General features: G+C 72.7%; 11 protein-coding genes. 6 read left to right on the forward strand and 5 right to left on the reverse strand.

The genetic code is table 11. The features are described 5' to 3' along the window. Position 1: 1 nt before the first annotated feature. Genes OG259_RS13245 through OG259_RS13260 form a run of 4 tightly spaced genes read right to left on the reverse strand, consistent with a single transcriptional unit; the run spans position 2 to position 3,610 of the window. Positions 2–649 (reverse strand): response regulator transcription factor, encoded by a 648-nt coding sequence (locus tag OG259_RS13245; protein WP_328942453.1) that lies wholly within the window; start codon positions 647–649, stop codon positions 2–4. Continuing rightward, positions 646–1,944, reverse strand: coding sequence for a sensor histidine kinase (locus OG259_RS13250; protein ID WP_328942454.1), 1,299 nt, complete (start codon positions 1,942–1,944; stop codon positions 646–648). Before OG259_RS13250 ends, OG259_RS13245 begins: the two co-directional genes overlap by 4 nt. Positions 1,945–1,958: 14 nt before the next feature. Further along, complete coding sequence (locus tag OG259_RS13255; RefSeq protein ID WP_328942455.1) at positions 1,959–2,708, reverse strand: ABC transporter permease; 750 nt, start codon at positions 2,706–2,708, stop codon at positions 1,959–1,961. After that, the gene (locus OG259_RS13260) at positions 2,705–3,610 is read right to left on the reverse strand and encodes an ABC transporter ATP-binding protein (RefSeq protein WP_328942456.1); all 906 of its coding nucleotides are present in this window, start codon (positions 3,608–3,610) and stop codon (positions 2,705–2,707) included. Before OG259_RS13260 ends, OG259_RS13255 begins: the two co-directional genes overlap by 4 nt. 131 nt (positions 3,611–3,741) lie before the next feature. On the opposite strand from OG259_RS13260, the gene OG259_RS13265 reads away from it, so the two are divergent. Together OG259_RS13265 and OG259_RS13270 are read left to right on the forward strand one after the other, a co-directional pair. Further along, positions 3,742–5,583, forward strand: coding sequence for an ABC transporter ATP-binding protein (locus tag OG259_RS13265; protein WP_328942457.1), 1,842 nt, complete (start codon positions 3,742–3,744; stop codon positions 5,581–5,583). Beyond that, positions 5,580–7,388 (forward strand): ABC transporter ATP-binding protein, encoded by a 1,809-nt coding sequence (locus OG259_RS13270; RefSeq protein WP_328942458.1) that lies wholly within the window; start codon positions 5,580–5,582, stop codon positions 7,386–7,388. The genes OG259_RS13265 and OG259_RS13270 overlap by 4 nt, the downstream gene beginning before the upstream one ends. Positions 7,389–7,419: 31 nt before the next feature. On the opposite strand, the gene OG259_RS13275 is transcribed toward OG259_RS13270, so the two are convergent. After that, positions 7,420–8,916: an MFS transporter gene (locus tag OG259_RS13275; protein WP_328942459.1), complete on the reverse strand. Its 1,497-nt coding sequence runs from the start codon at positions 8,914–8,916 to the stop codon at positions 7,420–7,422. Between the two features lie 125 nt (positions 8,917–9,041). Here OG259_RS13275 and OG259_RS13280 point away from each other — a divergent pair, with 125 nt between their 5' ends. The 4 genes from OG259_RS13280 to OG259_RS13295 all read left to right on the forward strand — a co-directional run bounded on the left by OG259_RS13280 (position 9,042) and on the right by OG259_RS13295 (position 14,521). Continuing rightward, positions 9,042–9,962 (forward strand): TetR/AcrR family transcriptional regulator C-terminal domain-containing protein, encoded by a 921-nt coding sequence (locus tag OG259_RS13280; protein ID WP_328942460.1) that lies wholly within the window; start codon positions 9,042–9,044, stop codon positions 9,960–9,962. A 204-nt stretch (positions 9,963–10,166) separates the two neighbouring features. Then, positions 10,167–12,194 (forward strand): M4 family metallopeptidase, encoded by a 2,028-nt coding sequence (locus tag OG259_RS13285; protein ID WP_328942461.1) that lies wholly within the window; start codon positions 10,167–10,169, stop codon positions 12,192–12,194. Positions 12,195–12,336: 142 nt separating this feature from the next. Further along, the gene (locus tag OG259_RS13290; RefSeq protein ID WP_328942462.1) at positions 12,337–12,993 is read left to right on the forward strand and encodes a response regulator transcription factor; all 657 of its coding nucleotides are present in this window, start codon (positions 12,337–12,339) and stop codon (positions 12,991–12,993) included. Beyond that, positions 12,986–14,521: a sensor histidine kinase gene (locus tag OG259_RS13295; protein ID WP_328942463.1), complete on the forward strand. Its 1,536-nt coding sequence runs from the start codon at positions 12,986–12,988 to the stop codon at positions 14,519–14,521. Before OG259_RS13290 ends, OG259_RS13295 begins: the two co-directional genes overlap by 8 nt. The last annotated feature ends 14 nt before the right edge of the window (positions 14,522–14,535 follow it).

Consider the following 14,535-nt stretch of genomic DNA (forward strand, 5'->3'; position numbering starts at 1 on the left):
GTCAGGAGCCGCCCAGGATGCCCCGGTCGTACCCGGCGGCGACGGCCGCCGCCCGGTCGTTCACCCCCAACTTGCCATAGATGTGGGTGAGATGGGTTTTCACGGTGGCCTCGCTGATGAAGAGCTCGGCGGCGATGGCCCGGTTGGCGTTGCCCTTGGCGACCAGGGCCAGGATCTCGCCCTCACGGGCGGAGAGCGCGGTGGCGACGGCGGGGGCGGCGGGTGTGCGGACGGCGGTGACGAGGCGGGTGGCGACGGCCGGGGAGAGGACGGTGCGGCCCTCGGCGGCGGCCCGCACGGCCGCGAACAGCTCCTCCCGGGGCGCGTCCTTGAGGAGGTAGCCGGTGGCGCCCGCCTCGATCGCCGGGAGGGTGTCGGTGTCCGTGTCGAAGGTGGTGAGGACGAGGACCCGGGACCGGGCGCCGCGCCGGGTGAGTTCGGCGATGGCGTCGACACCGTTGCCGCCGGGCATGCGCAGGTCCATGAGGACGACGTCGGGATCGAGTTCCAGGGCGAGTCCGACTCCCCGCACGCCGTCGGGGGCCTCTCCGAGGACGCGGAAGCCGGAGCCCTCGGCGGCGAACATGCCGCGCAGGCCGTCCCGTACGACGGGGTGGTCGTCGACGATCAGCAGGGTGATGTCAGTCATGGCGCGCCCAACGGTACGCGAGCGGAGATCGCCGTGCCCTCGCCCGGGGCGGTCTCCACCGCGACGGAACCGGCCAGGCGCTCGGCGCGGGCCCGCATGCCGGCGAGCCCGAACCCGCCGCCGTCGCCGCCGCGTTCGGGGCCGGCGAGCGGGTCGAAGCCCCGGCCGTCGTCGCGTACGTCCAGGGTGATCTCGTCGCCCATGTAGGAGAGGGTGACGCCGGCGCGGGCGGCCCCGGAGTGGCGGCCGGCGTTGGACAGGGCCTCCTGGGCGATCCGCAGCAGGGTGGCGGCGACCTCGTCGTGCAGCGGCGCCTCGGTGCCGGTGACGGTGAACCGGGTGTCGACGCCGGTCCGTTCGGCCCACTCGGTGACCGTCTTGCGCAGGGCCTCCGGGAGGGTGTCGTGCTCCAGGGCGACCGGGCTCAGGTTCCGCACGGAACGGCGGGCCTCGCCGAGGCTGTGCCGGGCGAGGTCGGCGGCCCGCCGCAGGTGCGGGTCGGCGCGCTCGCGGTCGGGGGCGGCGGACGCGGCCTGGAGCTGGGTGACGACGCCGGTGAGTCCCTGGGCGATGGTGTCGTGGATCTCGGCGGCGAGCCGCCGCCGCTCGTCGGCGACCCCGGCCTCCCGGGCCTGGAGGAGGAGCTGTGCCTGGAGGGCCGCGTTCTCGGCGAGGGCCTGTTCGAGGCGGCTGTTGGCGCGGCCGAGTTCGGCGATGGTGGCGGCGCGCTCGGCGGCCTTCTCGGCGTCCTTCGTGGCGAGGTGCGAGAAGCCCACGGCGAGACAGGCGTTCAGGGCGAACAGGCCGCCGAACGCGAGCCACTGCATGAGGGAGGTGGGCGGCAGGCTGCCGGACTGCGAGCCGGCCATGGTGACGGCGGTGACGAGGAGCCCGGCGTGGGAGAGACGGCGGGGCAGCAGATGGGTGGCGTCGAAGTAGCCGACGCACGCGTAGATCGCGAAGAAGGGGTTGAGCCAGGTCAACGCGAAGGCGAGGGCGGTGCGGAGGGCGAAGTGGACGACGGAGGCCGGCCCCGGCGCCCCCGGTACGAGAACGGGTCCGCACCCGGGCAGCTCGGGTCCCCACCCGGTGGCGGCGACCACCCGCCGGCAGCGGTGGTCCCACACCACGTGGAGGAGGAGGACCGCCGCCATCAGGACGCCGGCCGCCACCCTCTCGGTACGGTCCATGAACACGTCGGCCGACGCCGCGGCGATCGCCGCGGCGATGCCGAGCAGTCCGTACGGCCCCCAGCGGAAGAACTGACGCCAGCGCTCCTCGACGGTGATGGGCACCCCGCCGCCCCCTCTCACTCCCAGCGGAACCAGCGCACCGCGGCGCCGGTCAGCACGACCGTCCACAGGGCCATCACGCCGAGCGCGGCCCCGCCCGGCCAGCCGCCCGAGGCGGCCGCGTCGAGGGCGTCGGAGGCGGCGCCGAACGGGGTGAGCCCGACGATCCGCTGCAGGGTATCCGGCATGGCCTGGACCGGCACCCAGACCCCGGCCGTGAACATGCTGGGGAAGAAGACGACCGAGCCGACGGCGGTGGCGACCTTCTGGGTCCGGGACACGGCGCACACGGCCGAGCCGAGGGCCAGAGCACCCGCCACGGCGAGGAGCAGCGCGAGGAGGTAGCCCGCGGGGTTCCCCGGCAGGGCGACGCCGAAGGCGAGCCGGCCCACCGCGATCGCGAGCAGCGAGGAGGTCAGCGCGGCGGCGGCGTGCAGCGCGATCTGGGCGGTGAGCAGTGCCCCGGGACGGACCGGAGTGGTGGACATCCGGCGCAGGATGCCGCGTTCGCGGTAGCCGGCGAGGACCGGGGGCATGGCCTGGAGCCCGGACATGATGAGGGCGAACAGCACGGAGACGGGGACGTAGACATCGATGACGCGACGCCCCCCGAGGTCCTCGGAGGCCTCCCGGAAGGAGGGGATCAGACCGAGGATCACGAGCAGCACGGTCGGCGAGAGCATCACCCAGAACAGGGAGCCGGGTTCGCGGGTGAAGAGGCGGACCTCGGTGCGCAGCACGGTCGCGGCGGGGCTGGGGGCGGTCATCGGAGTTCGGTTCCCGTCAGGTCGAGGTAGGCGTCGTCGAGGGTGGCGTCGGTGACCCGGAGCTGGCGGGCCGTGACGCCGTGGCGGGCGAGCAGGGAGACGAAGGCGCTGACGGTCTCGTCGGTGCCGCCGACGAGGGTCCGGCCGTCGGCCGTCGTGACGGACACGGCCCCGGGCAGGGCCCGCAGCTCCGCCGGGTCGAGCGGGGTGTCGGCGGCGAAGGAGATCTCCTTCGCGGCGGCGGACCGCCCGATCAGCCCTTCCGGGGTGTCGAGCGCGGCGATCCGGCCCCGGTCGAGGACCGCGATCCGGTCGCAGAGGCGCTGCGCCTCCTCCATGAAGTGGGTGACGAGCAGGACGGTCACCCCGCTGTCCCTGATCGATTCGACGAGCTCCCAGACCTCGCGGCGGGCCCGCGGGTCGAGGCCGGTGGTGAGCTCGTCGAGGACCACGACCCGGGGGTCGCCGAGGAGCGCGAGGGCGATGAAGAGCCGCTGCTTCTGGCCGCCGGACAGCTTCCCGAACCGGGTCCTCAGGTGGGGCAGCAGCCCGAGCCGTTCGGCGAGCGCGTGCCGGTCGGCGGGCCGCTCGTAGAAGGAGGCGTAGAGGTCGAGCGCCTCGCGGACGGTCAGCTTGGGCTGGAGCTCGCTCTCCTGGAGCTGGACCCCGAGGACCCGGGTGATCTCCTGGCGGCTGGTCGCGGGGTCGTACCCGCAGACGCGGACCCGCCCCTCGTCGGGGGTCCGCAGTCCCTCGACGCACTCCACGGTGGTGGTCTTGCCGGCGCCGTTGGGGCCGAGGATCCCGAAGACCTCGCCCTCGGCGACCTCGAAGGAGACCCCGTCGACGACCTTCCGGCCGCCGTACGTCTTGTGCAGTCCCTGCACCTCGATCGCTGTCATGGCCCAAGCCTGCCGAGCGGGCCCGCTCGGCGGCATCGGCCATCGCGCTCGAAACGCCATCAGCCGATCGGTTGACGGCGGCCGGAAAACCGGATGAGGCGTGTCAGTGGTGAACCGTATGGTCGGACCTGATGCCCGAGAAACCTGTCGCCTCAGAGCCCCCCGCCCCCGACACACCCGACGCGCCCGGTGCCCCCGACGCCCCCGACGCCGCCGACCGCTCGGCGGTCCGGACGCTGCTCCGTCTCTGGCCGTACGTGCGGCCCGTGCGAGGGCGGTTGTTCACGGCCGCGATCGTCGCGATCGTCGCCTCCTGTCTGTCCCTCGTGATCCCGCTCGTACTGAAGTGGCTGGTCGACGGGCCGGTCGCGGACCGGGACCCGGGCGGGGTGTGGCTGGGGGCGCTCTACCTCCTGCTGCTCGGCATCGCCGAGGCGGTGCTCTTCGGGTACCGGCGGTGGCTGGTGGCGCGGCCCCTGTCCGGCGTCGAGGCGCGGATGCGGGCCGATCTGTACGGCAGGCTCCAGCGGCTCCCCATCGCCTTCCACGACCGGTGGGCGTCCGGGCAGTTGCTCTCGCGCGGGACGACCGACCTCATGCTGGTCCGGATGTTCCTGGCCTTCCCTCTGACGTTCCTGCTGGTCAACGCCGTGACGATCCTCGCAGGTTACGTACTGCTGCTCGCCCAGGACTGGTCGCTCGGGCTCGTCCTCCTCACCCCGGTCATCCCGCTCGTCGTGGTCTGCTCGATCTTCGAGGGCCGGTACGGAGTGGTCGCGCGCCGCGCCCAGGACCAGGTGGGCGATCTGACGACGGTCGTCGAGGAGAGCGTCCTCGGCATCCGGATCATCAAGGGATTCGGCCGCCACCGCAGCCAGGCGACGGCCTTCCGGGAGCTCTCCGGCCGCCTGCGCGGCACGGAGCTGCTCAAGGCCCGGCTGCTCGCGATGATCTGGGCGGTCATCACCTTCGTACCGGAACTGGCCATCGGCGCCGCCCTCGTCCTCGGCACCATCCAGGTCGCGGACGGGGACCTGTCGGCGGGCACGCTCGTCGCGTTCCTGTCGACCGCTCTGGCGCTGCGCTGGCCGGTGGAGTCGATCGGCTTCCTGCTCGCGATGAGCCAGGAGGCGGCGACCGCGACGGAACGGTACTTCGAGGTGATGGACGTCGACGAGGAACCGGGCATCGCCGCCGGAGCCCACGCTCCCCGGGACGCCCCCGACGGGGTCCGGTTCGAGTGCGTGTCGTTCCACTACCCGGACGCCCCGGAGGGCTCCCCACCCGTCCTCGACGGCATCGACCTGCACATCCGCCCCGGCGAGACGCTGGCCCTGGTCGGCGGCACGGGCTCCGGCAAGACCACGCTCACCGCCCTCGTACCGAGGCTCCACGAGGCGACCGGCGGCCGCATCCTCCTGGACGGCGAGGACATCGCCCTGATGGAACGGGAGCGGCTGCGGGCCCTGGTCTCGGTGGCGTTCGAGGAGCCCACCCTCTTCTCCGCCAGCGTCGGGGAGAACGTCCTGATGGGAGCCGGCGGGGCGGCGGGCGAACCCGAACTGCGGCGCGCCCTGGACGTGGCGCAGGCCGACGCCTTCGTCGACCGGCTGCCCGAGGGCACCGCGACCCAGGTCGGCGAGCAGGGCCTCAGTCTCTCGGGCGGTCAGCGGCAGCGCCTGGCCCTCGCGAGGGCGGTCGTCGGCCGGCCCCGCTTCCTCGTCCTCGACGATCCCCTCTCCGCACTCGACGTCCACACGGAGGCCCGTGTGGAGGCCGCGCTGCGGGAGGTCCTGCGGGACACCACGGCCCTCGTGGTGGCACACCGCCCCTCGACGGTGATGCTGGCCGACCGGGTGGCGCTGCTGTCCCAGGGCCGGATCACGGCCGTGGGCACCCACCACGAACTGCTGCGGAGCAGCGAGGAGTACGCCTGGCTGATGTCCGGCGCAGGCAAGGACGGCGACCGATGACGAACGAGCCCACCAACGACCCCTTCGACCGCGACGACCTCCCGGCACCCCCCGGAGCGACGGGCGCCCTGCTCCGCTCCCTCCTCTCCGCCCACCGCGCCCGGGTCGCGATCGCCGCCCTGGTGCTCCTGATCAAGGAGGCCGCGGTCCAGGCGGGGCCCCTCCTCGTCGCGTACGCCATCGACGAGGGCGTCCCCGCCTTCCGGGCGGGCGACCACGGTCCCGTCCTCGCGGTGGCCCTCGGCTATCTCCTCTGCGCGGCGCTCTCGGGCCTCCTCCAGTACGTCTTCGTCCGCGGCGCGGCCCGCGTCAACCAGGACGTCCTCCTCGACCTGCGCGGCCGGATCTTCCGCCACTCGCAGATCCTGAGCGTCGACTTCCACGAGCGGTACACCTCGGGCCGGCTCATCTCCCGCTCCACCACCGACGTCGAATCCCTCCGGGAGCTCCTCTCGGAGGGCCTGCAGGAACTGATCGGCGTCGTCCTCTCCTTCGTCTCGATCTCGGCGATCCTGCTCTACCTCGACCTGGGCATCGGCGCGGTGGCGGTGGCGTCCTTCCTGCCGCTCTCCTTCCTCGTGCGCGTCTACCGGCGACGTGCCGGAGCGGTGTACGCCGAGCGGTCCACGGCCATCGCGGGCGTCATCGTGAAGTTCGCCGAGACGATGAACGGCATCCGTCCTGTACGGGCGTTCCGCCGGGAGGCGGTCAACGACGCCGAGTTCGCGACGCTCAACCACCGGCACGAGCGCAGCAACGGCGACGCGCTCCTCGAAATGGCCCGCTACGTGGTGGGCTCACGGCTCGTCGCGAACACGGCGGTCGCCGGCATGTGCCTCTGGGGCGCCTACCGGGTGGCCTCGGGCTCCCTGGAACTGGGCGTTCTGGCGGCGGCGGTCCTGTACATGCGGCGCCTGTACGACCCGATCGACCGGCTCGGCATGTTCCTCAACTCGTACGAGTCGGCGGCCGCGTCGCTCACCAAGATCGCGGGCCTGCTCGCCCAGGAACCCGGAGTCCCGGAGACGACGACCCCCGTCACCCTGCCCGCCCGCACGGGCTCCCCGGGGCGCGAGGTCACCTTCGACAAGGTCCGCTTCGCCTACCGCACGGGCGGCGAGGTCCTGCCCACCTTCGACCTGACCATCCCCGCCGGCCAGACGGTCGCGGTGGTGGGGGCGACGGGCGCGGGCAAGTCCACCCTGGCGAAACTCCTGGCCCGCTTCTACGACCCCACGGACGGCACGGTGCGCCTGGACGGTGCGGACCTCCGCGATCTGACCACGCCGGACCTCCGCCGGGGCATCGTCATGGTCACCCAGGAGGCGTTCCTCTTCTCGGGAACGGTCGCCGAGAACATCGCCATCGGCCGCCCGGACGCGACCCGCGAGCAGATCGAGGACGCGGCCCGGGCGATCGGGGCCCACGAGTTCGTCATGGGCCTTCCGGACGGCTACGACACGGACGTGCGCAAGCGGGGCGGCCGCATCTCGGCGGGCCAGCGCCAGTTGGTCGCCTTCGCGCGGGCACTGCTCGCGGACCCGGCGGTTCTGATCCTCGACGAGGCCACCAGCTCCCTGGACGTGCCGGGCGAGCGCGCGGTGCAGCGGGCGATGGACACGGTCCTGGCGGGCCGTACGGCGGTGGTCATCGCCCACCGCCTGTCCACCGTCGAGGTCGCGGACCGGGTCCTGGTGATGGAGTCGGGGCGGATCGTCGAGGACGGCACGCCCTCGGACCTGGTCACCGGCGCGGGGCACTACGCGGGGCTGCACCAGGCGTGGCGGGAGAGTCTGGTGGGTTGATCGACGGCCCCCACGGCGCCACCCACGGGTGTCAGCCCCGCGCCCGCCGCAGCAGCGCGAGCGACAGCACCGCCGCGCCCAGCATCAGCACCGCCGCCCCCACGGCGACCGCCCCCATCGCGTCGACGAACGCGGTCCGTGCGGTGTCGAGCACCGCCGGTCCGGCGGCCAGCGCCCCGCCCAGGGTCTCGCGCGCCGCGGCGGGCGCGGACGCGGGCATCGCCGCGGTGTAGACCGCCGTTCCCACGGATCCGAGCACGGCCATCCCGAGCGCCCCGCCGAGCTCGGCTCCCGACTCCAGTACGGCGGCGGCGGACCCGGCCCGCTCGGGCGGAGCGGCGCCGAGAGCGAGCTCGTTGGCGAGGGTCATCGCGGAGACGAGCCCACCGGCGTAGACGGCGCCGGCCGCGATGACGGCCCACAGCGGCGTGGCGCGGTCGATGCCGGCCAGCCAGGCGAAGCCGGCGGCGGCCCCGAGGAAGCCGCCGGCCATCACGTACGCCCGGTCGACCTTCTGGGCGAGTGCGGCAGCCGTGGGCGCGGCGGCCAGGACGCCCGCGGTCGGTACGAGGCTCCAGAGCGCCGCCTCGAACGGGCTCTGGCCCAGGACGGACTGCAGGTACTGGGTGAGGAAGACGGCGAAGCCGACCGTTGCCGCCATGGCGAGCAGGTTGGCGAGGACGGAGCCGCCGTAGGCCCGGTTCCGCAGGAGAGCGAGGTCGACCATGGGGTGGGCGAGTCGCGCCTGCCGGCGGACGAAGACCAGGCCGACCAGCAGCCCGACGGCCACACCGGCTGCCGGCAGGGGCGCCCAGCCGTCTTTGGCGAGCTCCTTGATGCCGTGGATGAGTGGCAGCAGCGCGCCGAGCGAGAGGGCGGCGCTGAGGACGTCGAACGGTCCGGCGACCGCGGCTCCCTTGGACTCGGGCAGGAGCAGCGGTCCCAGGACGAGCAGCAGGGCCATGGCCGGGAGGTTGAGGAGGAAGACGGATCCCCACCAGAAGTGCTCGACGAGTGCGCCGCTGACCACAGGCCCCAGGGCGATGCCGCTCGCCATCACCGAGGTCCACAGCGTGACGGCCTTCGCGCGCTGCGCCGGATCGGCGAACAGCACCCGGATCAGGGCGAGAGTGGCGGGCATGAGGCAGGCCCCCGCGACGCCGAGCAGCGCACGGGCGCCGATCAGGGCGCCGGGGTTCTGCGCGTAGGCCGCTGCGACGGAGGCGACGCCGAACAGCGCCGCGCCGCCGAGGAGCACCTTGCGGCGCCCGACGCGGTCCCCGAGCGCGCCCATGGTGACGAGCAGTCCGGCGAGGACGAAGCCGTAGATGTCGAGGATCCAGAGCTGTTCGGTGGCTCCGGGCCGCAGGTCGGCACTGATGGAGGGGATGGCGAAGTAGAGGACGGAGACGTCCATCGAGACGAGGAGCAGCGGCAGCATGAGGACGCCGAGGGCGGTCCATTCACGGCGGCCGGCGCGAGCGGGACCGGGTCCGGTGGTGGGATCCGACGGTGCGGTGAGTGTCATGGGGAGGAGAGAAGCAGCGGTGTGCGTACGGTGCCACTCCCGCCCTAGTGCACCTCGACTTCTCGGTACGGAGCACCAGTTCAGAGACGTGTACGCCGCTCTTGGTGCACTAGTACACTCCGGCCATGACGACCCGACCGCCCTACCTCGTGATCGCCGCCGAGCTCCGTCGCCGCGTACAGGTGGGCGAGTTGGCCCCGGGGGACCGGGTTCCGTCGACGCGGGCGATCACCCGTGAGTGGGGCGTGGCCATGGCGACGGCGACGAAGGCGCTGGCGGTCCTCCGTCAGGAGGGCCTGGTCCGCCCGGAACCGGGGGTGGGCACGGTGGTCGCGCCGTCGACGACGGGCACGCGTACGCCGGCCGGGGACCGGACGGCAACCCCCCTCACCCGTAGGGAGGTCGTCGACGCGGCCCTCGGACTCGCCGACGCGGAAGGCCTGCACACCCTGACGATGCGCAGGGTGGCGACGACGCTCGGCGTCTCGACGATGACCCTGTACCGCCACGTGCCGGGCAAGCCGGAGCTGATCCGGCTGATGACGGACGCGGCCTGCGGCGAGGTCCCGCTCGGCCCGGTGCCGGCGCACTGGCGGACGGGTCTGGAGCACGGCGCGCGCTGGCTGCGTGACGTGTACACCCGGCACCCGTGGCTGGCGCACGCGATGGCCTCGTACACGCGGCCCGTCGCGACGCCGAACGCGATGGCGTACACGGAGTGGATCCTTCGGGCGATGAGGGGCACGCCCCTCAGTCACACCCAGAAGCTGTACACCCATCTGGTGATCTTCTCGTACGTCCAGGGACTGTCGATGGCGGACGATCTGGAGGAGCAGGCGCGACAGGATTCGGGCATCTCCGACAGCGAGTGGATGGAACAGAACGAGCCACGATTCGACGCGATCCAATCGGGTGGCTCGTACCCCGAGTTGGCCTCCGTCACGAGCGTGGGCGGGTTCGGTCTCGATCTGCGGACACTCTTCGAATTCGGGCTCGGGCGAACATTGGACGGCATCGCGTCCATGATCGACGAAACGTCCGGTTAACGAACACGGCCTTACGGGCAGCGGACGATTTTTGGCCAACTTGCCGATGCACTCCTGACAGGTCCCCGTCATTCCTGTCACTCTCTCCCCGGTTCTTCGCATCAAAGTTCGCCGCTTCACCCGAACGTGCTCCACAGCTCTGCTTGCTCCGCCCGGATGGGCCGACCCAGTCCGCCGGTACCCCCCTCGCAAGAAGGAGTCTGCGTGAGATCCACGCCCAGCCGTCGCGCCACCGCGACCGGCGCTCTGATCGCTGCCGCCGCCATGCTCACCGTGAGCGTCCAGACGGGCGCCGCCACCGCGGCCGACGCCCCCTGGAGCATCGCCCCGAAGGCCCAGCAGGGCACCTCGGCGAACCCCGGCAAGCTCCCGGCCGACCTCACTCCCGCCGAGCGCACCGCGCTCATCAAGGCGGCCGACGCCGACAAGGCCGCCAAGGCCAAGGAACTCGGCCTCGGCGCCCAGGAGAAGCTGGTCGTCCGTGACGTCGTGCAGGACCGCGACGGCACGACCCACACGCGCTACGAGCGCACCTACGCCGGACTTCCCGTCCTCGGCGGCGACCTGGTCGTCGAAGAGTCCAAGGCCGGCGCGACCCGGAGCATCTCCAAGGCTTCCCGCGCGGAGCTGAAGAACGTCGACACGAGCGCCACGGTCACCCCGGCCGCCGCGTCGAAGCAGGCCCTCGGCGCCGCGAAGGCGGAGGGCTCCGACAAGGCCGAGACCAACCGCGCCCCGCGCAAGGTCGTCTGGATGGCCAAGGGCGCGCCCGTCCTCGCGTACGAGACCGTCGTCGGCGGCCTCCAGCACGACGGCACCCCGAACGAGCTGCACGTCGTCACCGACGCCAAGTCCGGCCAGAAGCTGTACGAGTGGCAGGCCATCGAGACCGGCACCGGCAACACGATGTACAGCGGCCAGGTGACGCTCGGCACCGCGCCCTCGTACACCCTGACCGACACCGGTCGCGGCAACCACAAGACGTACAACCTCAACGGCGGTACGTCGGGCACCGGGACGCTGTTCAGCAACACCACCGACGTGTGGGGCAACGGCAACCCGTCCAACAAGGAGACGGCCGGCGCCGACGCGCACTACGGCGCCGCGCTCACCTGGGACTACTACAAGAACGTGCAGGGCCGCACCGGTATCCGCGGTGACGGCGTCGGCGCGTACTCCCGGGTCCACTACGGCAACGCGTACGTCAACGCGTTCTGGTCGGACAGCTGCTTCTGCATGACGTACGGCGACGGCTCGGGCAACACCAAGCCCCTGACGTCCATAGACGTGGCCGCGCACGAGATGACGCACGGCGTCACCTCCAACACCGCCGGTCTGCAGTACAGCGGCGAGTCCGGCGGTCTCAACGAGGCCACCTCGGACATCTTCGCGGCGGCCGTCGAGTTCTACGCCAACAACGCCAACGACGTGGGCGACTACCTGGTCGGCGAGAAGATCGACATCCGCGGCAACGGCACCCCGCTCCGCTACATGGACAAGCCGAGCAAGGACGGCTCGTCCAAGGACGCCTGGTACTCGGGCCTCGGCGGCATCGACGTCCACTACTCCTCGGGCCCGGCGAACCACTTCTTCTACCTGCTCTCCGAGGGCAGCGGCGTCAAGACCATCAACGGCGTCACCTACGACTCGCCGACCTCCGACGGCCTGCCCGTCACCGGGATCGGCCGGGCCAAGGCCGAGCTGATCTGGTTCAAGGCGCTCACCACCAAGTGGGGCACGACGACGGACTACGCCGGCGCCCGTACCGGCACGGTCGACGTCGCCAAGGCCCTCTACGGCGCCACCAGCCCCGAGGTCGCGGCCGTCGAGGACGCCTGGGCCGCCATCAACGTGGGCCCGCGCTCCGGTGGCGGCACCCCGCCCACCGGCAAGGTCTTCGAGAACACCGCCGACGTGTCCATCCCGGACAACGGCGCCGCGGTGACCTCGACGGTCAACGTCACGGGTGTCACGGGCAACGCGCCCTCCACCCTCAAGGTGGACGTGAACATCGTCCACACCTACCGCGGTGACCTCGTCGTCGACCTCGTCGCCCCCGACGGCTCGGTCTACAGCCTGTCCAACCGGTCCGGCGGCAGCGCCGACAACATCGTCCAGACCTTCACCGTGAACGCCTCCTCCGAGGTCGCCAACGGTGCCTGGAAGCTCCGCGTCCAGGACAAGGCCTCGATCGACACCGGCTACATCAACAGCTTCAAGCTGACGTTCTGACCTTCCCGCAGACCCGGAGACGGGTGAGCAGGTAGGCAACCCCGAAACACAAGTGCCGGACGCCCGGAGGGATCCTTCCCTCCGGGCGTCCGTGCGTGCGCACGTCCGCACAGGGCCGCGAGGTCTACGTAGGCTGGAGCCCATGATCAGGGTGCTGCTGGCCGACGACGAGACGATGATCAGGGCCGGGGTGCGGGCCATCCTCGCCACCGACCCCGGGATCGAGGTGGTCGCCGAGGCCGGCGACGGCCACGAGGCCGTCGAACTCGCCCGCGAGCACCGGCCCGACGTCGTCCTCCTGGACATCCGGATGCCCCGCCTCGACGGACTCGGCGCGGCCGAGGAACTGCGCCGGTCCGTGCCGGACGCGGCCGTCGTCATGCTCACCACCTTCTCCGAGGACACGTACATCGCCCGCGCCCTCGGCAGCGGCGTCAGCGGCTTCCTCCTCAAGTCCGGGGACCCGCGCGAGCTGATCGCCGGAGTCCGGGCCGTGGCCGGGGGCGGCGCCGCCCTCTCCCCCACCGTCGCCCGCCGGGTCATCGATACCCTCGGCGGCGAGCGCTTCACCCGCGCGGCCGCGGCACGCTCCCGCCTGGAGCCGCTCACCGCCCGGGAGCGGGAGGTCGTCGCCCTCCTCGGCGCCGGGCTCTCCAACCAGGAGATCGCCGACCGCATGTACGTCGTCGAGGGCACCGTCAAGGCGCACGTGAGCGCCGTCCTCGGCCGGCTGGGCCTGCGCAACCGGGTCCAGCTCGCCGTCCTCGCCCACGAGGCGGACCTGGTCCCCGATGCCTGACGCGGGCCGAGAGCCGGTCCGGGAGCGCCTCTTCGACCTCCTCCTGTGGCTGCTGCTCTGCGTGCCGGTCCTGCTGAGGTCGGACCCGAACGACGGCGGCAGCTGGACCCAGGTCGCCGTCGGCGTGGTGGTCCTCGCCGGCTGCGTCGCGGTCAGCCGGAGGTGGCCGCTGGTGTCGCTCGCGGCCACGGTCGCGGCGAGCCTGCCGGCCACCCTGGAGCTGTTCACCCCCTCGTACAGCCTGGCCCTGGTCGCCTTCGGGTACCTCGCGGGACGGCGCCAGGAGCACACCCGGGCGGCACTCTGGCTGTTCGGCGCGATCGCCGTCACGGGCCTGGTCCTCACCTGGATCACCCACACCTCGCTCGGGCAGTGGTTCACGCTGCTGCTCGCGCTCGCCCTCGCCGTCGTCGCGCCCTGGCTGATCGGCCGTTACGTACGCCAGTACGACCGTCTCGTACGGAGCGGCTGGCAGCTGGCGGACCGGATGGAACGCGAGCAGGCGGCGGTCGCCGACCGGGAACGGCTGCGGGAACGGTCCCGGATCGCGGGCGACATGCACGACTCCCTCGGCCACGACCTGGCCCTGATCGCGATCCGCGCGGGCGCCCTGGAGGTCTCCCCCGAGCTCGGCCCCGACCAGCAGCGGGCGGCGGGCGAGCTGCGCCGCGCGGCGGCGGACGCGACAGCCCGGCTGCGGGACATCATCGGCGTGCTGCGCGCGGAGGACGACGCGGCCCCGACGAGCCCGCCCGGTGAGACGGTCGAGGAACTGACGGCCCGCGCCGGGGCGTCGGGACTCGCGGTCACCCTCGCCCCGACCCCCGTGCCCACCCTGCCGGGGATGTCGGGGCTCGCCCTGCACCGGGTCGTGCAGGAGGGCCTCACCAACGCGGCCAAGCACGCGCCCGGCGCGGCCGTCTCGGTCGCCGTCACCCAGGACGCGAGGAACGTACGGGTCGAGGTGGTCAACGGCCCCGGCACGGACACTCCCGCGGGGGCCTCCGGGGGCACCGGCACCGGTCTCGTCGGCCTCGACGAGCGCGTCCGCCTCGCCGGTGGCACCCTCGCCCACCGGACCACCGAGGACGGCGGGTTCGCCCTGACCGCCGTCCTGCCCCGCAAGGCGCCCGCGCCGCTGCCCGCGGCCCCCATGTCGGCCAGGGAACTGGACCTCGCCCGCCGCGAGGTCCGCAAGGGCCTGGCGCGGGCGATCTGGATCCCGCTCGCGCTCCTCGCCGCGCTCGGCGCGCTGATGGCCGGGGTCGCCGTGTGGACGCAGGCCCAGTCGTACCTGGAGCCGGACGACTACGCCCGGATCCGGATCGGGCAGACGCTCGCGCAGATCGACGAGAACACCGACGACTGGCCCGAGCACCCCCTGAACAGCGCACCCCATGCCGCGCCGCCCGAGCCTCCCGGCATGGACGAATGCCGGTACTACCGCTCGGCGATGCTCGCCACGATCCCGGTGTACCGGCTGTGCTTCGTCGACGGGCACCTCGCCGACAAGGCCGAGGTGCCGTAGGCGACCGCGGTCGC

It is taken from the genome of Streptomyces sp. NBC_00250, assembly GCF_036192275.1.
In the GTDB taxonomy this organism is placed as follows: Bacteria; Actinomycetota; Actinomycetes; order Streptomycetales; family Streptomycetaceae; genus Streptomyces.